17 protein-coding genes are annotated in these 25,339 nt (G+C 59.7%); 9 read left to right on the top strand and 8 right to left on the bottom strand.

Features of this window, described 5'->3' with window-relative positions; translation table 11 throughout:
* Positions 1–41 precede the first annotated feature (41 nt).
* Entirely contained in the window at positions 42–2,312 is a 2,271-nt protein-coding gene (locus P0D71_RS29865) for a xanthine dehydrogenase family protein molybdopterin-binding subunit (protein ID WP_408483307.1), read from the bottom strand.
* 470 nt (positions 2,313–2,782) lie between these two features.
* Between P0D71_RS29865 and P0D71_RS29860 the strand changes: the two genes are divergently transcribed.
* Positions 2,783–4,975 (top strand): S8 family serine peptidase, encoded by a 2,193-nt coding sequence (locus P0D71_RS29860; protein ID WP_408483306.1) that lies wholly within the window; start codon positions 2,783–2,785, stop codon positions 4,973–4,975.
* 91 nt (positions 4,976–5,066) lie between these two features.
* Positions 5,067–6,887, top strand: coding sequence for a tetratricopeptide repeat protein (locus tag P0D71_RS29855; protein WP_408483305.1), 1,821 nt, complete (start codon positions 5,067–5,069; stop codon positions 6,885–6,887).
* A 26-nt stretch (positions 6,888–6,913) separates the two neighbouring features.
* Here the strand turns inward: P0D71_RS29855 and P0D71_RS29850 are convergent, their stop codons facing one another.
* The 4 genes from P0D71_RS29850 to xylA all read right to left on the bottom strand — a co-directional run bounded on the left by P0D71_RS29850 (position 6,914) and on the right by xylA (position 12,269).
* Positions 6,914–8,113, bottom strand: coding sequence for a sugar ABC transporter permease (locus P0D71_RS29850; protein ID WP_091804337.1), 1,200 nt, complete (start codon positions 8,111–8,113; stop codon positions 6,914–6,916).
* The gene (xylG, locus tag P0D71_RS29845) at positions 8,110–9,669 is read right to left on the bottom strand and encodes a D-xylose ABC transporter ATP-binding protein (protein WP_091804340.1); all 1,560 of its coding nucleotides are present in this window, start codon (positions 9,667–9,669) and stop codon (positions 8,110–8,112) included. Before xylG ends, P0D71_RS29850 begins: the two co-directional genes overlap by 4 nt.
* 79 nt (positions 9,670–9,748) lie before the next feature.
* On the bottom strand, positions 9,749–10,777 hold the full coding sequence (gene xylF, locus P0D71_RS29840) for a D-xylose ABC transporter substrate-binding protein (protein ID WP_408483304.1): 1,029 nt from the start codon (positions 10,775–10,777) through the stop codon (positions 9,749–9,751).
* 169 nt (positions 10,778–10,946) lie between these two features.
* Complete coding sequence (gene xylA, locus P0D71_RS29835; protein ID WP_408483303.1) at positions 10,947–12,269, bottom strand: xylose isomerase; 1,323 nt, start codon at positions 12,267–12,269, stop codon at positions 10,947–10,949.
* Positions 12,270–12,504: 235 nt separating this feature from the next.
* Between xylA and P0D71_RS29830 the strand changes: the two genes are divergently transcribed.
* From P0D71_RS29830 to P0D71_RS29805, 6 genes are all read left to right on the top strand, one after another.
* Positions 12,505–13,722 carry a XylR family transcriptional regulator gene (locus P0D71_RS29830; protein WP_408483302.1) on the top strand — a complete coding sequence of 406 codons (1,218 nt, stop codon included), beginning with the start codon at positions 12,505–12,507 and terminating at the stop codon, positions 13,720–13,722.
* Positions 13,723–13,755: 33 nt separating this feature from the next.
* Positions 13,756–14,841, top strand: a complete 1,086-nt coding sequence (locus P0D71_RS29825) for an aldose epimerase family protein (RefSeq protein WP_408483301.1) — start codon at positions 13,756–13,758, stop codon at positions 14,839–14,841.
* A gap of 170 nt (positions 14,842–15,011) precedes the next feature.
* Positions 15,012–15,314, top strand: coding sequence for a DUF4148 domain-containing protein (locus P0D71_RS29820; RefSeq protein ID WP_408186596.1), 303 nt, complete (start codon positions 15,012–15,014; stop codon positions 15,312–15,314).
* Between the two features lie 197 nt (positions 15,315–15,511).
* Positions 15,512–15,733: a hypothetical protein gene (locus P0D71_RS29815; protein WP_091808973.1), complete on the top strand. Its 222-nt coding sequence runs from the start codon at positions 15,512–15,514 to the stop codon at positions 15,731–15,733.
* A gap of 314 nt (positions 15,734–16,047) precedes the next feature.
* Complete coding sequence (locus tag P0D71_RS29810) at positions 16,048–17,124, top strand: polyamine ABC transporter substrate-binding protein (protein ID WP_408483319.1); 1,077 nt, start codon at positions 16,048–16,050, stop codon at positions 17,122–17,124.
* A 147-nt stretch (positions 17,125–17,271) separates the two neighbouring features.
* Positions 17,272–17,634: a cupin domain-containing protein gene (locus tag P0D71_RS29805; protein ID WP_408483300.1), complete on the top strand. Its 363-nt coding sequence runs from the start codon at positions 17,272–17,274 to the stop codon at positions 17,632–17,634.
* Between the two features lie 60 nt (positions 17,635–17,694).
* Here the strand turns inward: P0D71_RS29805 and P0D71_RS29800 are convergent, their stop codons facing one another.
* The 3 genes from P0D71_RS29800 to P0D71_RS29790 all read right to left on the bottom strand — a co-directional run bounded on the left by P0D71_RS29800 (position 17,695) and on the right by P0D71_RS29790 (position 23,466).
* Entirely contained in the window at positions 17,695–19,551 is a 1,857-nt protein-coding gene (locus P0D71_RS29800; protein ID WP_408483299.1) for a GGDEF domain-containing protein, read from the bottom strand.
* A 34-nt stretch (positions 19,552–19,585) separates the two neighbouring features.
* Positions 19,586–21,757, bottom strand: coding sequence for an EAL domain-containing protein (locus P0D71_RS29795; RefSeq protein ID WP_408483298.1), 2,172 nt, complete (start codon positions 21,755–21,757; stop codon positions 19,586–19,588).
* 161 nt (positions 21,758–21,918) lie between these two features.
* Positions 21,919–23,466, bottom strand: coding sequence for a methyl-accepting chemotaxis protein (locus P0D71_RS29790; RefSeq protein ID WP_408186592.1), 1,548 nt, complete (start codon positions 23,464–23,466; stop codon positions 21,919–21,921).
* A 1,108-nt stretch (positions 23,467–24,574) separates the two neighbouring features.
* Here P0D71_RS29790 and P0D71_RS29785 point away from each other — a divergent pair.
* Positions 24,575–25,324 carry a Crp/Fnr family transcriptional regulator gene (locus tag P0D71_RS29785; protein ID WP_408186591.1) on the top strand — a complete coding sequence of 250 codons (750 nt, stop codon included), beginning with the start codon at positions 24,575–24,577 and terminating at the stop codon, positions 25,322–25,324.
* Positions 25,325–25,339: the final 15 nt, after the last annotated feature.

Raw genomic sequence — 25,339 nt, 5'->3', positions numbered from 1 at the left:
CCAATCTCCTTGGGTTCCTGAGTTTTCGAATTCGCCGTGCTTCACGCGAGCCTCAACGGCAGTGAGCGCAAGCGCTGGCCCGTCAATGCGAACACGGCATTCGCCACCGCCGGTGCGACCGGTGGCACACCCGGTTCACCCACGCCTTGCGGATGCATCTGGCTCGGCATGATGTCCGTGTCGATCGCCGGGCAATCGTTGATTCGCACGACCGGGAAATCCCTGAAGTTCTTCTGCTGCACCTGACCGTTGATGAGCGTGATTTCATCCTGCAACGCGGTGGAGAGACCGAACACAATCGCGCTCTCCATCTGCTGACGAATCAGATTCGGATTCACCGGCATACCGCAATCGATCACGCAGACCACCCGATGCACGCGAATCCGCTTATCCGGCCCGATCGACACTTCCACGACCTGCGCGACCACACTGCCGAACGCCTCGTGCAACGCCACGCCGCGCGCGCGGCGCGCGCCGTCGGCGGCATGCGTCAACGGGTGTCCCCAGTCCGATAAAACCGCCGCACGCTTTAACACCGCCAGATGCCGCGGATGCTGCGCGAGCAGCGCCGCGCGAAACGCAATCGGGTCCTGGCCGGTGGCCGCGGCAAGTTCGTCGGTGAAGCCCTCGGTGAAGAACGCCTGATGTGAATGGCCCACCGAGCGCCAGAACCCGACCGGCACCGGCAGGTCGACAATCTTGTGCGCCACGCGCGCTGCGGGCCATTCGTAGGGCTGATCGAAGGCGCCTTCGCAGGTCGTCTTGTCGATCGGAATGCGCGGCACGCCGTAATAGCGCGCGAGGGACTCCGGCACGATCGCCTGACTTGCCGACGTGGCTTGCCACGCCAGCAGTTTGCCGTTGTTGTCGATACCGGCTTTGAGCCGTGACACGCATGCCGGACGATAGAAATCGTGAGTGAAGTCCTCCGCGCGCGACCAGAGGGTTTGCACCGGACGGCCGCCGCCTTGGCGCGCAATCGCCGCAGCCTGGGCGATGAAATCGAGTTCCAGACGCCGCCCGAATGCGCCGCCCAATAGAAGCGTTTGCACGTCGACCTTGTCGGGGTCGATGTCCAGCACTTTTGCCACGTGATGCCGGGCGAGCGCGGGCATTTGCGTGGAGACCCAGACCGTGGCCGAGCCGTCCGTGACCTGCACGGTGCAGTTGGGCGGCTCGACCGCGCCGTGCGCCAGATACGGCGCGCGATACTCGGCGCTGATGGTGCGAGCCGCGCGACTCAACGCGGCGTCCACGTCGCCCAGATGGTAGTAGGCATGGCCGTCGCCGTCGTCCAGTGCTTGTGCGAGGCGACGGTCCACCTCCGCGTTCGACAGCTTTGCCGCTGGGCCGTCGTGCCAATCCACGTTGATGGCGGTGACCGCGTTCATCGCCCGAAACGGGTTGTCCGCGATCACCGCGACGCCGCCGGTTCCACCGTTGTAGGGCGCGACGGCAAACGCCTTGATGAAGCCCGGCATGCTGGCCGCCGGCGTTGCATCAAACTTCGCGACCGTGCCGCCCAGCGTCGGGCACATGACGACGCTCGCGTAGAGCAGACCGTCGGGAAGCGCGTCGATACCGAAGCGCGCCGTGCCGTTGATCTTCGATGCCGCTTCGATACGGCGTAACGGTTTGCCGATCAGCTTGAAGTCGGCGGGATCTTTGAGCGCCACGTGGCGCGGCAGCGGTTGCTGCGCCGCCATCGACGACAATTCGCCGAAGGTCGCCTTATGCCCCGAAGGGTGCAGCACCTGACCGCTTTCGACGCGACATTCGCCGGCAGGCACTTTCCATTGCGCTGCTGCGGCGCCGATCAGCATGGCGCGGGCCGAGGCGCCGGCCTCGCGCATCGGCGTCCAAAGGTCGTTGATGCTGGACGAACCACCCGTCATCATCGTGCCGGCTTCGCGCACCACCTTGCGGGTCATCCAGACGATGGTGCGTTTAATGGCGCTATCGTCGTCGGGGCGAAACGGCAGGTCGTCGATGATGTTCTGCACGCTGTTGTAGATCTTGTCGATAGGCGAGTTTTCGACCCGCACCTGCGACCAGTCGGCGTCCAGTTCTTCGGCAAGCAACATGGCGAGGCCAGTGTGAATGCCCTGTCCCATTTCCGCCTTGCACATCATGATCGTCACGCTGTTGTCGGCGGCGATCTTGACCCAGCCGTTGAGCGCCACCTGCGTGCCTTGCGCCGGCAGCGGCATGGACGTGGTCAAACGCTGCCCCGGCGGCAGCACCGACCAGCCGACCAGCAGCGCGCCGACAGCGCTGGCGCCGCCGAGCAGGAAGGTTCTGCGCTTTAACATGGCATGGCTCGATCAGCTCGCACGATGGCTGGGAAGCTGTGAAGCGCGGGTCCGCGCCTGGCGTTGGTCCTCCGAATAGTAATAAGACGGGGGAGTGGATGTGGGACTTAAATGCATGCATTTAAGTCAGGAGGGCTTGGGGCGGGGGATGGGGAGGATGGCGGTGTTGGGGGGAAGCCGTGGGGTGTTTCATTAAATGAGGCGGGAACGGCTTGGTGAGGGCGGCTCGTTGCGGGCAGAAGGCCGGCGCTCGTGCGAGCATGCCATCGTGGCTGTGCCTGCGAAAACGACTCGGCGGAGGTCGCGTCAAACCGCGTTAGGACGTTTCACTCGCCGCTTAGCGCAAATTGCAATCGATGCGTAGTTATTCCTGACATCGCACGGGAATTCTCCTTCACATAAAACAGCGCTTTCCGCTGCCTCACACTTTTCCGAGCGATTACCCTTCCATTACCAACGGGCACCGGTCTTTGTATGGCTTTCCGATCGCAAGAACGAACGACCAACGAAAAATCTGCGAGATCCAAACGTTGAAAAAAGAGAGAACGAAAAGCGGCAGGATCGACTTTCAACACACAGTCAACCGGGCGGATGCGATCCGATCGAGATTACCAACGCGCCGCATCATTACCAGCGTTGCAAACCTCACTCTAGCGCTGGCCTTGGCCGCGTGTAGCGGGAACGGCGCGAGCGACACCGCATCGCGTTCGGCACCCAGCGCTCCGGAGACGGCAGAGGTGGCGGCCGCAGCGAGCGCTGCGAGTTCCAGTTCAGTTCCGCTCACCATGTCGTTGAAGATGAACACAACTGGCATGACGTCAGAGTCGCAAACCGACCGTTTCATCATCAAGTACAGACCCGGTACTGCTGAACGCGGCTCTTCCTCTGCCGTGCAAACGAAACTTGACAAGCTTGCCAGCACGCTCCCTGCGAGAGCACATCATCTGCGTCGGATGGGTATCGGCGCAGACGTGGTGACGACCGAGCGAAAACTCTTTAGCGCGCAGGCGAAAGCATTCATGCGCGCCATCGCAGCCGACCCGAACGTGCAATACGTTGAGCCGGACATTGTGGTCTCAGGTGGTGCTGTACCTAACGACCCATACTTTAACGATCAATGGGGCCTTCTTTCAAATCTCGACCCTGCGCAGCCCTATGCGGGTATCCGCGTGGCGAACGCCTGGAATACAGGCACGGGCGCGGGCGTGACCATCGCGCTCGTCGACAATGGGGTAACGAGCCATAGCGATCTGAATGCAAACATATCTTCCGGTGGGTTGGACTTTACGTTTCTGCCCGGACCAAGCGACGGCACAAACCCTGGTCGTACTGTCGAGAATCCGAATTGCCAGGTGACCTGGCACGGCACTCACGTTGCCGGCATATTGAGCGCGGTGGCAAACAATGGCCTCGGCGTCGCAGGCGTCGCGCCGTCCGCGAAAGTACTTTCAGTTCGCGCGCTCAGCGCCTGCAACATCGGCACAATGTCGAGCGTCGTGGAAGCTATGGTATGGTCCGCGGGCGGATCTGTTCCAGGTTTTTCAGTTAACCCCCATCCCGCAAAGGTCATCAACGCGAGCCTTGGATCGGCTGGCCAGTGTTCGCAGGCGTATCAGGATGCAATCGACACCGTGAACAGTTTAGGCGGTACGCTCGTAGTAGCCGCAATGAACGATAACGAAGACGCATCAAACACCCAACCAGCCAACTGTCACGGCGTTATCGCTGTCGGCAACACACAACGCGATGGTTTGCGAGGGTACTTGTCCAACTACGGGCCCACGGTTGATATTTCCGCGCCGGGAACCGATATCTTATCGACCTATAACGATGGAAGTTCGGCGCTTGGCAGCGAGAGTTACGCCGCTATGACCGGTACGTCCATGGCAGCGCCAATGGTTAGCGGCGTAGTTGCTCTCGTACGTTCTGTCGCACCGAAGCCGCTAAGTACGGCCGAGATGCGCACACTAATCACACAGCACGCCCAGCCATTCCCCAAACAGCCGGATCATTCGATGGGATCGGGTATCCTCGATGCGGCGGCAACAGTTGCGGCGGCAAAGGCTGGCGAGATTCCAGCCGCAGCGGATTTCAAATGTTCCCAGAGTATGTCCGCAATGTTGGTGACGTGTACAGACCTGTCGACCGCGAGAGGCTCTGCGTCGATCAAGTCGTGGACGTGGACTCTCGGCTCCGGCAATGCGGTTGATGTGTTAAGCGCACAATCAGTCAACCCGATCTACAACTACGAATATCCGGGCACTTACAACATCACATTAACGACGACTGACAGCACAGGCGCAGTTAGCAGGGTAACTCGGCCCTTTACGGTCGCCGCCCCTGAGTCAACCGATCTGAGTTTCGACGTCAATCTCATGATTGCCGCGAAATCGAACGTCATGAAGTTCTTCAAGCTGGACGTCCCGGCTGGTGCATCGATCCTCAGGGTAGCCCTCTCAAATAGATCTAGTCTTGAATCGGGAACAATGTATCTGAGGGCCGGCTCGCCCACTACGGTAAACGCACCTTGCATTAGAAAATTTGCATCAGGCAGCGGTGCCCAATGCATCATATCGCGCCCGGCAGCAGGCGTTTATTACGTCACGCTAAGCCCTGATACCGACCTCAATGATGATGTGATTTTCGCTACCTATATGCAGTGACGTTCATAGCGTGCGAGCAGGCCCCCTGCGTTTCCGTCACGGAGCGCAGAAACACAACTTTTCGCATAAGCAAAGCCCACTATCTTTGAAAATGCAAAAGGCCATTACCCACCACTCCGATTCAATGGACGTGCACACGCTGATTGCTCGTGCAGACGCCGACTACTCCGCCTTCCGCATGAAAGACGCGGAAAGCGGATACCAACGGGCGTTGGCCTCGAACCCGTACAATGTCCATGCACTACACCGTATGGGGTTGGTATGCGTGCACCTGGAAAAAATCCCAGAAGCAGACGCGTATCTGGAACGCGCTCTAAAGGCCGACCCAGCGCGTGCCGATCTGTGGGAACACGCCGGCCTGATCGCCGCGATGAAAGGCGACTACCCACGTTCGGAAGCGTTCTACCGTCATGCGATTGATCTCTCTGGAAGCACCGCAACCTTGCATCGCAATCTGGCGGATTGCCTGCGACTCGGCGGCCGCCTCGCCGAAGCGAAAGCGCAATACAAAGCGGCTCTTTCCATAGAGACGGACCTTCATCATGCGACGCGTGCCATCGCGCGCATAAGCGCCGAACTCGGGGAGGCTGACGATGCCGCCGACTATTGGCTAGCCGCATGGGCGCTCGACTCATCTTCCCTGCAAGACGGGTTCGATTTAATCGCAGCACTAGCCAAAGCCAGGCGTACGGCACAGGCAAGCCGTGCGATCGCACAGATCAGAACACGGGAAGCGGACAATCCCGAAACATTGCAGGCGCTGTGTCTCGCGTTATATAGAGCGGATCGTTTCGCCGATATGCTGAGTGTCGCCCGCCAGGGACTCGAGATCGATCCGCGACGCGTCACGCTGCACCACTACGCGGCACATGCGCTGAGCGTCCGCGGCAGAGTTGCGGAAGCGCTGGCCTACAGCAGGGAAGCGGTCCGACTCACACCTGATGATCCTGTCATGCAGTGCCAACTTGCATGCCTCGAACTGAGTCAGGGCGATTTTAAGAGCGGATGGGCGCGTCGCAATGCCGCTTACGCCATGCCCCTAACACGTGCCACTTTGGTCTTTCCAGATTTTCAGGTGTGGAATGGCGAACCAGTTTGCGGATGTCGTTTCCTACTCGTCGGCGAACAAGGACGGGGCGACGAAATCCAGTTCATCCGGTTTGCCGAATGGCTACACCGGCAGGGTGCTATTGTCGATGTGCTGGTCAGCCAACCTGTCGCCAAAATCGCAGCAAGCATGAGGAGCGTACGGTCGGTTTTTACAACAACACCCGCCGGCCCTTACGACTATTGGAGCCATATGCTGAGAATGCCAGCGCATATGAACCTTGATCTCTCCATGTTGCCTATTGCCATGCCATACGTTTCGGCCGCGCCACTCCATATTGACCAATGGCGGCAAAAGCTCGATGTCATCTCACCATTAGCGGCGCATAAGAAACGCACGAGAATCGGAGTAGTGTGGGCGGGCGGTGCGCACACCGCTCTAGATCGGTTCCGATCGATCGGTATCGAAACGCTGAAACCCCTTCTTTCCCATCCGGGAACGACCTGGTTTTCCGTACAGAAAGGGGAGCATGAATGCGACGGCGTACCGCTGGCAGACCAATTTGATTTACACACGCTCGGACCCATCATTGAAGACTTCACCGACACGCTCGCCATTCTTGAAACGCTTGACCTGCTCATTACCGTCGATACTGCCGCTGCACATCTCGCCGGTGCGGCAAACCTTCCAGTCTGGGTACTTTTGCCCGCGTACTCGGAGTTGCGCTGGCTAACCGACAGAACAGATAGCCCCTGGTACCCATCAATGCGGCTATTCCGCCAGCGCGAACTCGGAGATTGGAACCCCGTTATCGAAGAAATGCGGGAAGCTCTGACGGATTGGTGCAGCACCGGACCAAAGTAGCCGCCGCACCTCACCCGCCTTTCATCTCACCGCCTATTCGACCCCGACACCACATCGATCCAAACGGCCAGCACGAGAATGCTGCCCTTCACGATCATCTGCCAATACGCATCCACGTCCAGCATCGACATGCCGTTATCGAGGCTTGCCATGACGAGCGCGCCGATCAGCGCGCCATAGACCGTGCCGGACCCGCCGCGCATCGACGTTCCGCCGATAAAACACGCGGCAATCGCATCGAGTTCGCCCATCGATCCGGCCGAAGGCGACCCCGCTGCAAGCCGTGCCGTATTGACGATGCCGCCGAACGCGCACATCAGCCCCATCAGCGCAAAGATCGCCAGTTTCACGCGGTTGGTGTTGACGCCTGAGAGCCGGGTCGCTTCGAGGTTCGAACCGACCGCGTAGATGCGCCGCCCGAACACCGTCTGCGTAGCGATCCACGTAAAAATGCCTAACAGCGCGAGCAGCAACAGCACCGGCACGGGGATGCCACCGTAACGGTCAAGCGTGGCGACGAAGCCGGCGAGAATCACACCCGCGCCGACCACCTTCACGACGTCCTGCCAGAACGGCACGACCCGCAGTTGATAGCGCTCGCGGTTGCGCCGCTGGCGTATCGTCAGAAACGCCAGCAACAGAAACAGCACCACCGCAAGCGTATCGCCCGCGAGCCTCGGCAGATACCCTTGGCCGACGAATACGAAACCATCCGACACCGGTGCAATCGTCGATCCGCCTGTCACACCGAGCAGAATGCCGCGATAGGCAAGCATGCCGCCGAGCCCGACAATGAACGAAGGCACGCGCCGGTACGTCGACCACCATCCGTTGAACATGCCGATCAGTACGCCTAGCAGCATGACCACCGGCAACGTGACGCCGAGCGGCCAGTGTCGGTTGACGTCGAGTATCGCCGCCACGCCGCCGAGCAAACCGAGCAGCGAGCCGACCGACAGATCGATCTCGCCGGCAATGATCACGAACACCATGCCGCACGCGAGCATGCCGGTAATCGACATCTGCCGCAGCAGGTTCGACAGATTGCGCGGCGTAACGAATGCGCCATGCGTGAGCACCGAAAAGAAAATCCAGATCGCGGCCACGGCGATCAGCAGCGCGAGAATCTTGTAGCGCGCGAACAGTTGCTGAAGGCGCTGCGGACCGCCGAATGCGCCTCGCGGCACGGCTTCATCGGCGCGGTGGGAAGTAACGTCGGGCGTCATGCGGCACTCGCTACGGTTGGGTTCGGGGATCGTGGCACGGGACGGATCGCAGCGCTGAGTATGTCCTCCTGAGTCAGGCCGTCATTGACGAAATCGCCGCGCAACTCGCCTTCGCCGATCACCAGCACGCGATCGCTGATGCCGAGCACTTCGGGCAATTCGGAGGACACCATCACAATCGACATGCCGCGCTGCGCCAGTTGAAAAATCAGTTTGTAGATTTCGTATTTCGCGCCGACATCCACGCCACGCGTGGGTTCGTCGAGAATCAGCACTTTCGGGTCGGTCAGCAGCATGCGTGTCAGCACGGCCTTCTGTTGATTGCCGCCCGACAGACTCGCAATCGATAACATGGGATGCGCGGCGCGCACCGAAAGCCGCTTCATCTCCGTGTGAATCGTATCGAGTTCGGCCGCGGAATCAATCCGGCCAGCCGAGGCAAAGCGCGCCAACACCGCGAGCGTGATGTTGTGGCCGACGCTCAGCCCAGGCACGATGCCGTGGCGTTTGCGATCTTCCGGCACCATGGCGATGCCCGCGCGAATCGCGTCAACGGGCGCGCGAATCCTGAGCGGCTTGCCGTCCATCACCACGGTCGCTTCGCTCACCCCCGGGTACGCACCGAAGATCGCCTGCATCAACTCCGTGCGCCCCGCGCCGACCAGGCCGGCCACGCCAAGAATCTCGCCACGCCGCAGCGCGAACGACACGTCGTTGACCCGCTTGCGACGCGAATTGGTCACGTCGAAACAGGTGACATGACGCGCTTCGAAGATCACCTCGCCGATCGGATGCGGCTCGCGCGGAAACAGGTTCTTGATCTCGCGGCCCACCATCAGCGAAATGATGCGGTCGGTCGTGAGCGCGCGCATCGGCTCCGTCGCTACGTGACGGCCGTCGCGAATCACGCTGATCGTGTCGCAGACGGCCGCCACTTCGTCGAGCTTGTGCGAAATGTACACGCAGGCCACGCCGCGCCGCTTCAGATCGCGCACGATGTCGAGCAGAATACGGATCTCGGATGCGGTCAGCGAAGAAGACGGTTCGTCGAGAATCAGCAGTTTGGCGCGCTTGTTTAGCGCCTTGGCGATCTCGATCAACTGCTGGTGCCCACCGCCATAGTTCATCACCGGCTGTGCGGCATTGATTCCGCTGATACCGAGTTCGCGCAGCAGTTCGTCGGCGCGCTGGTACATCGCCGCGTAATTCATGCGGCCACCGGGCAGCGTGATTTCATTGCCGAGAAAGATGTTCTCCGCCACCGACAATTCCGGCACCAGCATCAACTCCTGGTGAATGATGATGATGCCGGCGCGCTCGGTGTCACGCACGCTGGCGGCTTTCAACGGCTCGCCTTCCCAGATGATCTCGCCGTCCCACGTGCCCCACGGATACACGCCGGAGAGCACTTTCATCAGCGTGGATTTGCCCGCGCCGTTCTCGCCACACAGACCCACGCACTCGCCCGGCGCGATCGTGAGGTCGATACCGTCGAGCGCCTTCACGCCGGAAAACGCCTTGACGATGCCGCGCATCGTCATGAGAGGTTGCGTCATTCGCTATGCCTCGCTGCAAGGCGCGCGGCGGCGCCGATACGCACCACGCGCATCGCCGTCCGCCGCGCACGCGTTACGCTCATTGGCTCGCGAGCTGGGCCTGGCTATAGAAGCCGTCCTTGACGACTACGTCGACATTGCTCTTGGTGAGCAACGTGGGTTGCAGGAGCACCGTGTCGACTTTCTTCTTGCCGTTGTCGTATTGCGCGTTATAGGCGGGCTTCTGGCCCTTCGCAAGCGCCACCGAGAGCTTGGCGGCTTCGTTGGCAATCAGCTTCAGCGGCTTGTAGACGGTCATGGTTTGCGTGCCGGCAATCACACGCTTGACGGCCGCGAGGTCCGCGTCCTGCCCGGAGACCGGCACCTTGCCCGCCAGGTGCTGCGCGGCGAGCGCCTGAATCGCGCCGCCCGCGGTGCCGTCGTTCGATGCGACGATCGCATCGATCTTGTTGTTGTTGGCCGTCAGCGCATCTTCGACAATGCGCAACGCCGTGGAAGCACTCCATTCCGGCACCCACTGCTGACCGACTACTTTAATGTCGCCCCGGTCCATGGCGGGCTTCAGGATTTTGAGCTGGCCTTCGCGCAGCATCTTGGCGTTGTTGTCCGTCGGCGCACCGCCGAGCAGGAAGTAGTTGCCCTTCGGCTGCGCGTTGTAGACACCTTGCGCCTGCAATTCGCCGACTTTCTCGTTATCGAACGAGATATAGGCGTCCACATCGGCATCGAGAATCAGGCGGTCATACGAGACGACCTTGATGCCGGCTTTCCTTGCTTCCGCAACCACATTGCCGAGCGTCTTCGAATTGAACGGCACGATTACGATGACGTCGACGCCGCGCGAAATCAGGTTTTCGATCTGCGAGATCTGCCGCTCTTCGCTCGCGTCGGCGGATTGCACCGACACTTTCGCACCGAGCTTTTCTGCCGCGGCAACGAAATAGTCACGATCGCGTGACCAGCGCTCCACGCGCAGATCGTCGATACAGAAGCCGATTTCCGGATGATCCTTGCTTGCATGCGCGAGCGGCGCGACAAGCGACAGGCTGGCGAGCACCGCTCCACACACGAGCGAACTCAACACGGTACGACGCGTTGCGAATTTCATGTCTCTCTCCTTCTTCTGATAGCCGGAATACCGGATTGGACGGCCTGCGCTGCGAGCCGCAGGACCGGACAAGCGACAACCCAAAGCTTCCTGTTTCGCGCGGTCGACGTGGCCGCGCGATTTTTATGAGGTGCTACGACTTCTCAGCCACGTCTTCCTGCGATCCGGATCAGCGTCCGCTGTAAATAGCCTGATTCACGATGTTTTCCATCAGCTCCTGATGGCCGCTGGCATGCTGCGGATTCAGACCGCGCGCCAACGCATCCGTCGCCAGCGTGGAGAGCGAATAGTCGCCGGACAGGATCTTGCGGCCGAACTCCGCTTCCCAGCCCGCATAACGTTGACGCTTGAATTGATCCAGGCGATCGTTTTCGATCAGCACCGCGGCGCGTTCGACAGCGAGCGCGAGGTTATCGATTGCCCCAATGTGGCCGTAGAACAGGTCTTCCGGATCGACACTTTGCCGCCGTACTTTCGAGTCGAAGTTCATGCCGCCCGTTGTGAAGCCGCCATGTTTGAGAATTTCGTAGAAGGCGAGCGTCAGCTCTTCCACACTATTTGGGAACTGGTCGGTATCCCAGCCGTTCTGCGGGTCGCCGCGATTCGCGTCGACGCTGCCGAAAATACCCAGCGCATAGGCCGTCGCGATCTCGTGATGAAACGAATGACCCGCGAGGGTCGCATGATTGGCCTCGATGTTTACCCGAATCTCTTTCTCGAGTCCGTGTTGCAGCAGGAAGCCGTGTACGGTCGCGACATCGTAATCATATTGATGCTTGGTCGGCTCCTGTGGCTTGGGTTCAATCAGCAGCGAGCCTTTGAAACCGATCTTGTGCGCATGATCGACGACCATATGCAGAAAACGGGCGAGCTGATCACGTTCGCGCACCAGGTCGGTATTGAGCAACGTATCGTAACCTTCGCGTCCACCCCACAAGACATAATTGTCGCCGCCGAGTCTTTGCGTCGCATCGAGAGCATGGCGCACCTGCGTCGCCGCAAATGCGAACACCTCTGGATCGGGATTGGTGGCCGCGCCCGCCGCGTAACGGGGATGCGAGAATAGATTGGCGGTGCCCCACAGCAACCTGATGCCGCTGTCCTCCTGCTTGCGCGCCAGATAGTCGGCAATATGCAGGAAGTTTTCGCTGTATTCCTTCAGGTTCGACCCTTCGGGTGCGACGTCGGTGTCGTGAAACGTGTAGTACGGCGTGCCGAGCTTCGAGAAGAACTCGAATGCGGAATCCGCCTTTTGCCGTGCCCGCTCCATGGCATCACCGGCTTGCTGCCAAGGGCGGCGAAACGTTCCGTGCCCGAAAATATCCACACCCGGCCAGACGAACGTATGCCAGTAGCACACGGCAATACGCAGATGTTCTTCGAGGGTTTTGCCGAGTACCTTTTTACTTTTATCGTAGTGGCGGTACGCAAGCGGATTATCCGATTGCGGGCCTTCGTAGCGGATCTCGGGAATGTGTTCGAAGTAAGACATCTGCGTCTCCAGTTATGTTGCACCGCAACCCGTGCGACGTCGTCGCGCCGGTCGACAAGGTGACGCCATGCTGCCGCTTGCAAGATGCATCGGCAATTGCGAAATTGCGCAGCGTGCTTGATGTTTCTTACCGCCCGCCATTTTGTTTCGCACCAGGGCGTGATTCGAGGCCTAGAATAACCAGACGCTTAAAACCGGTGCCGCGCTAAACGGGCACCCAACGCCGCTTACCGCCATGACCCGTCCGCAAACACCACAGACGACGCATCGGATCGCACTGCTGTTCAACGCGAACAAGGTCTACGATCGCGAGATCATCACCGGCATTGGTAATTACCTGCTGTCCACGCGTGTGGCGTGGGACCTCTTTCTCGAAGAAGACTTTCGCTGCCGGCTAACGGGCATTGAACGCTTCGACGGCGACGGCATCATTGCGGATTTCGACGATCCCGCAGTGGGCGAAGCGTTGCGCGATTGTCCGTTGCCCGTGGTTGCCGTGGGTTCGTCGTTCGAAGATCCAGCGCACTACCCCCCGGATTTACCCTATATCGCCACCGACAACAGCAAGCTCATCTCGCTCGCCTATACGCATCTGATCGGCGCGGGTCTCGAGCACTTCGCGTTGTACAGCCTGCCGCAAGCGCAGGAAAACCGCTGGGCGCAACAGCGCGAACTCGCGTTCGCCCATTTGCGCAGTGCCGATGGCCGCAGCGCCGCGCAGATCGCCAGCGAGATGTATCGCGGCCTGTCGACCAGCGCGCCGTCATGGAATCAGGCGACCGAGCAGCTCACCGCATGGCTGCGGGATTTACCGAAGCCGGTCGGCATCATTGCCGTGACCGACGCGCGTGCCCGGCATCTGCTCCAGGCGTGTTTGATTGCCGGAATTCCCGTGCCGGAGGAAGTCGCGATCATCGGCATCGACAACGATCCGCTGACGCGCACGTTGACGCGAATTCCATTGTCTTCGGTGATTCAGGGCACTGAGGAAATGGGCCGCACCGCGGCTCACCTGTTGCATCAAATGCTGCATGGCGCGCGCTTTCCGGGGCGGCGCATTCTCGTGCCGCCAGTCGGCATCAACGTGCTCGAGTCGACCAGGCACCAACCGCTTGCGAGTCCTTACGTGATGCGGGCTCGCCACTTTATTCGCCAGTACGCGTGCCAGGGTATTCGCACCGAACAGGTCGCCGACTATGTGGGCGTGTCGCGCTCGTCGCTCGAAGAGTACTTCAGGCGCGAGCAGCAGTGCACCGTGCATCAGGAAATCCTGCGCCATAAACTCGATGTCGCGAAGGCGCTATTGGCGAAGCGCGATGCGTCGAGCGCGGAAGTGGCGATCCGTTGCGGCTTCACGTCACTGCAATACATGTATGCGGTGTTTCGCCGTGAACTCGGTTGCACACCGCGCGAGTACCAGGAGCGGGTGAATTCGACACCGGCGCCGGGCTGAGCATGCCTATTCTCTTTTCTTCTCACCAACGACATGATCAGCATTGCACAACTTTCTTCTGAGCCGTGGGGCACATTGCGCGGCGGCGACGCCGTCCGTCTCTTCACGCTGCGTAACGCGCACGGCATGAAAGTCGCCATCAGCGATCTTGGCGCGACGCTGGTGTCGTGGCATGCGCCGGATCGTGCCGGCGTACTCGGCGATATCCTGCTCGGTCACGACACGCCCGCCGAGTATGTAGCGGCCAACACCTATATGGGCGGACTGATAGGACGCTGGGCGAACCGCATCGCCAATGCGCGCTTCACGCTCGACGGTATCGAATACACGCTCGACCGGAATAACGGCACGAACCTGTTACATGGTGGCACGAGCGGGTTTCATCGCGCGCTATGGGATGTGAGCGAGGACAACGGTGCACTGCTCATGCGTCTGGAGTCGCCCGAAGGCGACGCCGGTTTTCCGGGCAATGTGACAACGCAAGTGCGCTACTCGCTCGACGACGACGGCACGCTGACCATCGCCTATGAAGCCGTCACGGACGCGGCTACGCCGCTCAATCTGACGAGCCATCCGTACTTCAACCTCACAGGCCGCGCGGGCGCGGACATTCGTGGTCATATGCTGTGGATCGATGCCGACCGGTTCTTCGAAGTCGACACCGCCTTGATTCCGTGCAAGCTGGCCGAGGTGGCGGGCAACGCCTTCGATTTTCGGCAGAGCGCACCGATCGGTGCGCGGCTCGAATGGCCGCACGCACAGTTGGCGACGGCCGGCGGATTCGATCATTGCTACGTGCTGCGCGATGCGCGTGAGTTCGGCACGAATAGCGGCACGCCGGCCATGCGCCAGGTTGCCCGCGCCTACGACCCTGCCAGCGGACGTGAATTGACCGTGTCGACCGATCAACGCGGCTTACAGTTCTATAGCGGCAATTCGCTGAATGGCGATGTGGGACGCGGCGGCATTGCGTATCAACCGCACGCGGGCTTTTGTCTCGAAGCAGGCGGATTTCCGAATCAGGTCAACATGGCCGAACAGGACGAGGTGATCGTGCGCGCAGGCGACACCTATCGGCAGGTCACCGCCTACCGAGTGGATGTACGCCAGGGCGTGTAAAAACGTTTACTCAAATATTACGGCGGACATTACATCACGCCGACTTGTTGTTTGCCGCAACACTGAATTACCGCGTTAGTGGTTTCCCCTGGAGCACTCGCTTCCTAGAATCCGTGCATGGTGCCGAAGATTGGTGCGGCGCCCCAAAAAAATTCTCGGAGGGAAGCATCATGAAATCGCTCATCAAGGCAGTGGCGCTAGTCGTCGTGCTGGCCGCCCCGCTGGCGTCGTTCGCGCAATCCGAGCAACCGCTCACGCGTGCCGAGGTCAAGGCGCAATTGAAGCAGCTCGAACAGGCCGGCTACAACCCCGCGGTCGCAACGGACTCCACCTATCCCGCCGACATTCAGGCGGCCGAAGCCCGCGTTTCCGCGCAGAACAATGCGGCTACCGGATACGGTCCCTCCACGACAGGCTCGTCCGAAACCGGCTCTGGCGTTCCCGCCGGCAATCCGAATCTGCAGGGTCAATAGCGCTTCATCGTCGCGCATTCGATGCGAGCCATGCTTCATGTCATGCGCTCGCATTAGTACGTTCACCAGCGTATTGTCAGAAAATCCTTTGACGAAAATAATGGCTCGGCTATCCTAGGACGGCAGTTCGGTGGTTCTCACCGTGCATGCATGTGCATTATCGAGAACTTCTACTCAACGTCGCTTCGGGTTCAATCGTGAAAGTCCGTGGTCCATTGGTGAGATACCAGCGCGGTCGGGAAAGAACGATCCTGTTCGGCTGTCCGATCGCTCATCAGGGAAGTCACTGCGCTTCGCCATCCCGCCCCCTGTCTATCGACACGGTATTGTCGCGTCGCTCCGTACGCCGGCATAACGTCGTTGCAGCACCCTCCGCCATTCCTGTGCGCACCGACGAGATCGCGTCGCTTCTGCCCTAGCCCCCTTCTCTTTTCGCGGACCCGTGTTGCGTGCGGGGGGCCGTTCGTTTAGCGCTCGCGCCTGCAACGTCGTCCGTTCATGCCCGGCAAGCTCGCTTGCCGGCGCTTATCCGCATTCTTTTTAGCTCTGCTGTGCGCTTGCGCCGCGGCAGGCGACGCCACGTCTCTTGTCGTCGTTCGCATTCGTTGCGGATTGCGCGAATCGAGAAGGAAGGCACGCGCACGCCTGTACTGCGGTGGAAACTGAAGATCGATATCAAGGAGATTGCTGAATGAAGACTCGTCACGCCACGCTGCTTTCGCTTGCCGGCACAATGCTGTGCTCGCTGACCGCTTTGACCGCAATGCACGCCGCGCGCGCTGCGGACACATCGCTGAATGTCTATAACTGGTCGGATTATATTGGCAAGGACACGATTGCCAACTTCGAAAAGCAATCCGGCATTAACGTGAAATACGACAGTTACGACAGCGACGACACGCTGCAGGCCAAACTGCTTGCGGGCAGTTCCGGCTATGACATCGTGGTGCCGACATCGAGTTATATGGCGCGGCAGATCGAAGCCGGCATCTATCAGAAGATCGACAAGTCGAAGATGCCGAACCTCGCCAACCTCGATCCTGGCTTGATGAAACTGATTGCCGACGCGGACCCCGGCAATCAATACGGCGTGCCGTGGGCGTGGGGCACCGACGGTATCGGCTACAACGTGCAAGCGGTGAAGAAAGCGCTTGGAGGCGAAGCGCCTGTGGATAGCTGGTCGCTGTTATTCGACCCGGCGAATCTCGCGAAGGTGAAAAGCTGCGGGGTGTCGTTTCTCGACTCGGCCGCCGACGTCTTCCCCGCCGTGCTGCAGTACATGCATAAGGATCCGAACAGCACTAATCCCGGCGACTACCAGGCCGCATATGAGGTGCTGAAGAAAGTCCGGCCTTATATCACCCAATTCAATTCGTCCGGCTATATCAACGATCTGGCAAACAACGACATCTGCGTGGCGTTCGGCTTTTCCGGCGACGTGGGGATTGCACGGCGACGCGCATCGGAAGCCAGACGCGCGTATGAGGTGCGGTTCTCGAACATCAAGGACGCGGGCCTCGTCTGGATGGACGTGATGGTGATACCCAAAGATGCACCGCACCCCGAAGCGGCGATGAAATGGATGAACTACATCGAAGATCCGAAAGTGAGTGCGGAGATTACGAACGAAGTGTTCTATCCGACTGCGAATCGCGCAGCGCGGCAGTATGTGACGCCGGCGATCGAGCAGGATGCGAATGTGTATCCGCCTGAAGCCGTGCTGAACAAGATGACGTTGATGCGGCCACAGCCTGCGCCGATCATGCGGCTCGAGAACCGGCTTTGGGCCCAATTGAAGTCAGGCAGTTGAGTGACTGAGTGCCTGGTGATTGTGTTTTGAATCGCTCTTTGCGCTATTGCTTTGGGGCGACATTCTTTTGGGCGTGGCGCGGGCAGTGGGTGCGCGCGCTGCGCTTCTTTTCCGTTGCGTTCTCTTTATTCCTCCATTCGAGACTTTATGAGTATTCTGAACATCGTGGATTTTTCAGCGCCTGCCAAGGAAAGCGCCGAGTACATGCCGAAGGCAGAAGCAGTGCTGGCCGGTGATCCTTTCCAGACCGTTCATACGCATTTCGCCAGCCCGTGCGGACAGCTTGCGGCGGGAATCTGGGAAGGGGCTTGCGGTCAGTGGGCCGTGAATTTCACCGAAAGCGAGTACTGCGAGATTCTCGAAGGCGTGTCGGTCATTCGGGACGCGAATGGAACCGCGAAAACCGTGCGCGCGGGGGACCGGTTTCTGATTCCCGCAGGATTTCAGGGAACCTGGGAGGTTGTCGAGCCGTGCAAGAAGGTCTTTGTTTCGGTCGAGTTCAAAGGCTAGATTGTGTCGCCGCTTCGCTGCGGCTGATGAAGGAGGCGCGCCCGCCATTAAGCCATGTTGTCAGGCGTTGCCGCTTGGCACGCCGAGCGGATCGGCAACGATCCGATCACGCCCAGCCTCTTTTGCCTGATACAGCAGACGATCGGCGTGCCTGAAAAGGCGGCCCACGTCGCGCGATTCGCAGGCTGACGCGAGCGCGACGCCAAAGCTTGCGGTGATAGTGAAGCCATCGCCGCCGTTGCAAGGGATTCGGGTCTCGCTGATCTTGCGACGCAAGCGATCCGCTATCGCAAGCGCCTCTGCCGCGTCGTGCACGCGGCTGAGTACCGCAAACTCTTCCCCATCCCATCTCGCGACGACATCCGAATCCCGGCAGGTTTCACGGCAAAGACGGGCGACGAGTTGCAACGCGTGATCGCCTGTGGCGTGACCATAGGTATCGTTGATCCTCTTGAAGTGGTCGATGTCGAACATGATCAGCGCGAGTTCCGGTTCGGCCGCATTCCGTTCGGCACAGCTCACGCGCGCCCTGCTTTCGAACGCGCGGCGATTGAGCAGGTGGGTCAGGAAGTCGGTTTCCGCCATGGCTTTCAGTTCATGGATCAGACGGCCTCGCTCGCGTTCGAGCTGCTGCCGCTCGACGCTGTTCGCTTTCAGCACGCCGATTGCATTGAACATGGCCTTGATCTCACCCCGATAGCGCGCTGCCGGGATTTCCGCGGTGAGGTCGCCGTTTGCTATCGCGCCAATTACATGCGTTGCGTCGAGGAGCGGTCGAATCACGCGTCTTCTGAATAACGTCGCGATCGAAAGCAGTATCGCCAACAGCAGAAATACGGAGAGAGCGCTGGCCGCGAGTAGCATCAAGGCATTGCTACGGTGATAACGGATCTCCGTGTCAGCAAGATCCAACACCTGGTCGCGGAACGCCGTAACCGGTCGCATCAGCGGCACGTAGTGATCCGCCAGCTGCGCGGGAGATATGCCGGCGCCGCCCGGCCGGCTCGCGAGGCGGCGAACCTCTGCGATATAGGCAATGCCCTCCCCGAAATACTGCTGATTCATTTTGTCGAACGCCGTTGATTCCAGCGCCGACCGGTCCCGGACATGCGCATCGATCAGTTCACGCAACTGGTCGACTCTCCCCTGCGTCCGCTCGATGGCGAGCTGATCGTCTTCACCGAGCGCTCTGCGCGCCGTCAGGGTCGCGGTAAAGTGCGAGCCGAGTTGACCAGCCGCTTCCCGCAGATCCGCGGTCAGCGTGGCAAGGATCAGGCAATTCAACGCACGCGTATCGCCCTTGACCACATTTGCGGCCAACGCGTCGATCGCGGGCGCAAACTGTGGAATGACCTTGATCATCCCGTCCACTGCGCTCGACACCGCACGCTCCCGCCGTTGTGCCAACGGCAGACGGATGAGCGCATCGACATTCACCCGTGCGGCTGCGAGCTCGTCGCGTGCTTCCCTGATATGCGCAAGCTCCACGGCACACGCTGGACAGTGGCCGGACTGAAGCATCTCGATCAACTTCTCGATCGCGGCATCACTCTCCTCGCGCGCGAGACGCAGCTTCGCACTTCTCGCTTCAGGAGTCGGTAAGTCTTCGCCCAGCACGCTGTTCGTCGGGCCGCGCTCAGCCGAGACGCGCTCGATTGCCTGCAATCCGGCGCGATAGCTCTGGAACGCGTAGAGGGCGTCGTCAGCGACGATGTACGAGTGCCACTCGTGCACGACCAGCCTGCCACACAAAACCAGGACCGGAAGGAGTGCGACTGCGACACTGAGACTAAAACGCCTGTCTATGGACATGGCGGAGAATGCATTCCTGATCATGGAAACTTGCGCAAGACGTCGCGCGTCAAAAAGAAGAGAGATACCCCAAGAGCCGGCGCACACGTATGCGGTCACCTCCACGTACGTTGCAGCCGCCTGCGCGAAGCGACATTGCTCAGTATTCCACCGCTTCGCTCATGATGGCGGTCACCAACCGCTGGCGTGCCGACCGATAGGCCACACTGTCCGGTCCGTGACTCACCGCCGCCGCAATCAGGGCTCGCTGCGCGGTCGGATCCGACAGTTCCCTCGGCAGAATGGACTCCGTTTCACTAAAGAACCTGGAGAATGGACAAACCTGACACGCCGAGTCGAGCGGCGCCGGCGCAGCCGCTGCAACGACTCCGATCGCGGGCGGCGTCGTCACGATGTCAAACAGCCTGCCAAAAGCGCGCGGGTCCTCGCAAATCAGATGCAGGCGTTCTTCCCAGATCAACAACGTAGCCAGTTTCCCCAACGCACTTTTCGCGCTCAGAGAGCGCGGCAACTGGGGGCGGTTATGCATCCATGCCGTCAACTGCTGCGCGGGCATGGGGCGCGCAATCGCATAGCCTTGAGCGACGTCGGCACCGAGAATGACGATGGCTTCCAGCATGCCCGCATCTTCAATCCCTTCCACGACCACCGATTTACCCAACGAGCGGCCAAGCCTTGTCAACTGATAGACGAAACGCAACACGTTAGAAGCATCCTGACCAGCAACACTCACGATACTGCGGTCGATCTTGATCCAGTCAAAGGGCAATTCACGCAACCGATTCAGGCTGCTGTGCCCGGACCCCAGATCGTCTTCGGCCAGGTTGATGCCGAGCAACTTGAATTTCGCCAGTTCGCCGCACACATCCATACCGGATGGAAGTGCATCCGTTTCCAGAATTTCGAGGGTTAGCATGTCCGGGCAGCAAGCGTATTCCGTCAAGGCTTGCCGCGTGGCTTCGAAATAGCGGTTGTCACCCAACGCACTGGACGGCAGATTCACCGACACCTTCAACTCGAAACCCGCCTGGAGCCAGCGATTGCGCTGCGACAGCACCTGTGCCAAGCCCCGGACGTAAAGGTCGAGGAAATCATCCGAGGACAGCGCCGGGAAAAACTCACCAGGCGTCAGAACCCTATCGCCGTCGCGCAGTCGAGCCAGCGCTTCGACTTTGGTCACCTGCCCGGTTTTGAGGTCCAATAGCGGCTGATAGTGCATTTCCAGCGCATCCGATCTGAGCAGCGCCGCCCAATGCTGTCGCGTCGCATAAGGGACCGCCTGGGTCCGCCCTTCCTGATTCTCGATCCGCGCAATCGCGAGCCCCAAAAGAGTTTGTAATGGCGTGATGAAAGCCATCTGATCCGCTGCCGAATACCCGCCGGGAAACGCGCTATAGAGCAAAAGAATGGCTTTGGGAGCATGCCCGGGCTGACGTAAAGGAATCGCCACGCTGGAGCGGAAATTCTCCTGCATTGCCAGTGTCTTCCACGGCGCCATCAGGGGATCCGTCGCAAAGTTGATGCTTCGCTCCACGTTCCCGCTACGCCAGGCGCGCCCGACCGGGCCCTGGCCTTGAGGCAGGTCGCCATTCGAGATCGGCCGTTGGGTCGAGTTCTCCATATCGGCAAGGTACCGCTCCATGGTTTTGCCTGACACCGACTCGAAGCGAAAAATCCCCTGACTATCGGGTCGCCCAACGGAGCAGCCCGCGACCTCATCGTGTTCGCCGAGGATCTGAACAACCCGGCCGATTAGATCCGTGTAACTCTCCACTTCCCACGCCAGCCGGGTCACGCGTAATAGCACGTCCTGACGCGAAGTCTGCAGACGCTGGTAGGCCTCCGTTTGCCAGGCCAGATCCTGCGTCAATCGCCTTCCCAGTACCGCCAGCGCCCTGCCGTGCAGTGTCGTATCGAGTGTGTCGTGAATCGCAGCGGAAAGAATGCCCCGGCTGCGAATCAGGTCTTCCCACTCCAACCCGACAATGGCGTGGATACGTCCGACCCGCAACGCCATTGCGCGATGATCCATTGCGGTTAGCTCCGGCGACGCCAGCGCGTACAGATTCTGGATCTGTTGCGTCTTGAGATGCTGAAGTTCCCGCTCCGACAGCGCCGCAAGCGTGTGCTCCGACTTGGGCAGGCGAATCAGGCCATCATAGAATCGCTTGACGATATCGGCGGCATTGTGCCGCAACACCTCCGTCAGCGAGGTGAGCGACGACGCCCATGCCTGGCTGTACAGATGTGAACCGTCGTCCATCAGGTCGTTCTCAGGCGTTGCGTCGGAAACCTCTTTCGACATGGCCATGGAAGCTCCGGGGTGTAGGCTTTCTTGCATGTTGTTTGCAGCGCGTCGCGCAGTCCGTGCGGGCATGAGTGCCGGTGGCATCAAGGCGGGCTTCGCGATGCATCGAGATGCGCCGGAATCCCACTGCGCGCCTGAGCGGCGAAGCACACGCCGGCACCACGCTATGCATCCAGCCGGAACATGGAAACGGCAGCCTTCAGATCGTCTGCCTGCATCTCCAGCGAACTGGCTGCGGCCGCGGCTTCTTCGACCAGTGCCGCGTTCTGCTGCGTGACCTGATCCATCTGCGTAACAGCCTCATTGACCTCGCCGATGCCCTTGCTCTGTTCCTGCGAAGAAGCTGCGATTTCACTCATGAGATCCGTCACACGCTTCACCTCCTGCGTAATCCTGTCCATGGCTTCGCCGGCTTCCTGCGCGTAGCCGGCACCAGTGCGCACACGCTGCACGGAATCAAGAATGAGTTCCCTGATCTCTTTCGACGCGGTCGACGAACGCTGCGCGAGCGAGCGCACCTCGGAGGCGACCACCGCGAAACCCCTGCCCTGCTCGCCGGCACGCGCGGCCTCCACCGCCGCGTTCAAGGCGAGGATATTCGTCTGGAATGCGATGCTTTCGATCATGCCGACAATATCGGCAATCTTGTCGGAGCTGGCGTTGATCCCGTCCATGGTTTCCACCACGCGCGTTACCACGACACCGCCCTGTTCGGCCACCTTGACCGCCTGAGCAGCGAGATGATTAGCCTCGCTCGCATTCTCGGCGTTCTGAGTAACCGTGGAAATGAGTTGTTCCATGCTGGCTGCTGTTTGCTCCAGGGCCGCGGCCTGCTCCTCTGTGCGCTGCGACAGGTCCTGGTTGCCGACTGCAATCTGATGCGAAGCCGTCGCGATCGAATCGGCAGAAACCTTGATCGCGCCGATCGTTCGCGTGAGTTGCTCCTGCATGCTCTTCATCGAAAATAGCAGGCTCGATTGATCATCCCGATTCGTTTTGACCACTGCGGTCAGGTCATTGCTCGCAATCTGGTTAGCGAGTTCGGCCGCGTAGGATGGTTCTCCGCCCATCGCGCGCAGGATGCCGCGATTGAACAGCACCACGACAGTCGACAAAGCGCCGACTAGCACCAGCATGATTCCAAGGCTGCGATACAACATTGAACGGAACGCCGCGTCGATGTCGTCGACATAGACTCCTGTCGTGAGAATCCAGCCCCACGGCTGATAGCTCACGTTGTACGAAATTTTAGGAGAGGCCGCGGTCGAGCCCGGCCGCGGAAATGCGTACTCGTTGAACCCTTTGCCGTCGCGCTTGACGGCATCCACCGCGGCGCGAAAAACATACACGCCGTTCGGGTCCCTGTAGTTGCTCGCGTCCTTGCCGTTCAACTCTGGCCGTGTCGGATGCATCAGCACTGTTGCTTGCGAATTGATGATCGCGAAATAGCCTTCGTCGCCATACCGGATAGCACGGACCTTATCCATGGCCTGTTTCCTGGCTTCCGTCTCGGACAATGATCCCGCCGCTACCGCATCACCATATGTCTTGACGATGCTAAGGGCGATATCCGAAGCGTGGACCAGATCCATTTTTCGATCATCCAACTGCCCCTCCCTCTCTTCGTAGGCGTTGTAGATCGACATGCCGGCAAGACATGACAGGCTCAGAACGAGCGGGAGCCAGAGCTTCTGGGAGAAGGACAACTTCATACGTTAACAAACCTCTCAAATTGACCACGACGATCAGACAGTGCGGCATCCCCACAGCTTGCTAACGGCCTCAGGATCGATATCTTTAGAGAAACGCAACTTAAATATAATGTTCGGTCTACCAATTATTATCGACAAGACTGATTGACGTTTATTCAATCTCCCGCCGCAAACTGCGCCCGCACTCACGGAACAATTCAATCCCGGCTAGCAGGCGCACCGCTGCACGATAGGCAACTCGCAACGCCGGTGCGAACACACTTCGCATAGCACGTTCGCAACCTCGTCAGCCGAGCCCTCGATATGGATGCATCTGTTCCGCAGAATCATGTTGATTGTCTTACGCTCGCTTTCGCGCAGTCCTGCAGACTCGTCAGCCAATAGTTCATCTAACAGCGCGTAAAGGCGATTGATCGCTGAACCCAACGCGGACGTGATGGGCCATGCATTCATCAAGTAGCACAGCGGCAGCACCGCGCGTCTCTCGCACCACTTGTCGAACAACGTCAGACAATGGTCATCCGCTGACCGCATGCACAAACACCATCGATCACGCATAAGAAAGTGCGCCTGCAAGTGGGCGGGTCATATGAGTTGAAATAGCAAAAGTCTGATGAATGCACGCCCGTTCATGCGATGCTTTAGATCGTTGGTTTAAGGTCCCTACCAAGATACCGGTTCATATCGCCTCACTTGGCCCATTGGCGGCCCGGCAAACCTTCTCGTTTGACTTTAGTCAACTTCATGCGCTGTACCGGTAAGCGCTTAAAGTCGAGCGGGGAATATGATCGGTTCAGGACACAGTTTTGCCAGCATGTCAGGTTCACGGAGAAACCTGCGCGGATGGGACATGCAGCCGTGAGCCTAATCGGCGTTTTCGGCTCGCCCTTGCAACGTTGGCTAATGACTACATTTAGATTGAGACAGCCAATCGACGCGACGTGGGCCACGGTGTGGATGGCCAGGCACCGCCGGCACGACTGGCGCAAACGCGCTGGCGCATCCAACTGCGAATAGATACACCCTTCGCCAGTTTCGTTGACGAAAGGGTCATGCACCGCCAATCAAAACTACGCCACGCGCGCGGCTCACCCGGTACTCATCATTCATGGACCACGAACTCCTCATCGCCCTTGGCAAGCAATCTTTCGCTAGCGAGCGCCCCAATCATTGTGCTCAATGCGGAATCCGCGACTTGTGTCTTGGGAGTGGGCTTGACTCGCATCAGATGTCGAGTCTCGCCGACGTGGTCGTCGAAAGAAGGCGCGTACAACAAGGCAAGGTTCTCTATGAGCAAGGATCCCCGTTCACGCATGTCTTCGCGATTGCGAGCGGTTCGTCAAAAGCCGTAGTGCGATCCGTCGACGGGCGTCTTCAGATCGCGGCGCTTGCCCTGAGAGGTGATGTTGTTGGTTTTCTCGGCGCTGCGTCCGGGGCACAACCCGTTACGGTGGTTGCCCTTGAGAATTCGGTCTTCTGTGTTATCCCTTACCGGCACCTGTTGCGGCGTATCTCCCAGAACCAGCTGGTTGGCACCCAGTTTCAACGTCTCGTCGCGCGCGTCATGCAACAACGGCAGGCGGCGTTCCTGTCCACCGCGAGCGCCAATGCCGAACGGCGTGTGTGTGGTTTCCTCCTCTGGTTCTCGGACCAGCTTGCCGCGCGCAAACAGCATTTCACCGAATTTTCGCTCCCCCTCAGTCGAACCGATATTGCTGATTTTGTCGGCCTGCGACTGGAAACCGTGAGCAGGGCATTCACCCGCCTTTGCGATCTGAATCTCATCGAGGCCAAGGGCCGGCATATCCGCATTCCGGACGTGCAGCTTTTGCGGAGATGGTTTTCAGAGTCGCGTTGAATGCCTGCGCACGAT

It is taken from the genome of Paraburkholderia sp. RL17-383-BIF-A, from assembly GCF_046028015.1.
In the GTDB taxonomy this organism is placed as follows: Bacteria; Pseudomonadota; Gammaproteobacteria; order Burkholderiales; family Burkholderiaceae; genus Paraburkholderia.
This window is presented reverse-complemented; position numbering and strand designations above follow the sequence as displayed.

Coding starts and splice junctions, on each gene's coding strand:
- P0D71_RS29865 (WP_408483307.1), bottom strand. CDS start 2,312: ATGTTAAAGCGCAGAACCTTCCTGCTCGGCGGCGCCAGCGCTGTCGGC.
- P0D71_RS29855 (WP_408483305.1), top strand. CDS start 5,067: ATGCAAAAGGCCATTACCCACCACTCCGATTCAATGGACGTGCACACG.
- P0D71_RS29850 (WP_091804337.1), bottom strand. CDS start 8,113: ATGACGCCCGACGTTACTTCCCACCGCGCCGATGAAGCCGTGCCGCGA.
- xylG (WP_091804340.1), bottom strand. CDS start 9,669: ATGACGCAACCTCTCATGACGATGCGCGGCATCGTCAAGGCGTTTTCC.
- xylF (WP_408483304.1), bottom strand. CDS start 10,777: ATGAAATTCGCAACGCGTCGTACCGTGTTGAGTTCGCTCGTGTGTGGA.
- xylA (WP_408483303.1), bottom strand. CDS start 12,269: ATGTCTTACTTCGAACACATTCCCGAGATCCGCTACGAAGGCCCGCAA.
- P0D71_RS29830 (WP_408483302.1), top strand. CDS start 12,505: ATGACCCGTCCGCAAACACCACAGACGACGCATCGGATCGCACTGCTG.
- P0D71_RS29825 (WP_408483301.1), top strand. CDS start 13,756: ATGATCAGCATTGCACAACTTTCTTCTGAGCCGTGGGGCACATTGCGC.
- P0D71_RS29820 (WP_408186596.1), top strand. CDS start 15,012: ATGAAATCGCTCATCAAGGCAGTGGCGCTAGTCGTCGTGCTGGCCGCC.
- P0D71_RS29810 (WP_408483319.1), top strand. CDS start 16,048: ATGCTGTGCTCGCTGACCGCTTTGACCGCAATGCACGCCGCGCGCGCT.
- P0D71_RS29805 (WP_408483300.1), top strand. CDS start 17,272: ATGAGTATTCTGAACATCGTGGATTTTTCAGCGCCTGCCAAGGAAAGC.
- P0D71_RS29795 (WP_408483298.1), bottom strand. CDS start 21,757: ATGGCCATGTCGAAAGAGGTTTCCGACGCAACGCCTGAGAACGACCTG.
- P0D71_RS29790 (WP_408186592.1), bottom strand. CDS start 23,466: ATGAAGTTGTCCTTCTCCCAGAAGCTCTGGCTCCCGCTCGTTCTGAGC.
- P0D71_RS29785 (WP_408186591.1), top strand. CDS start 24,575: ATGGACCACGAACTCCTCATCGCCCTTGGCAAGCAATCTTTCGCTAGC.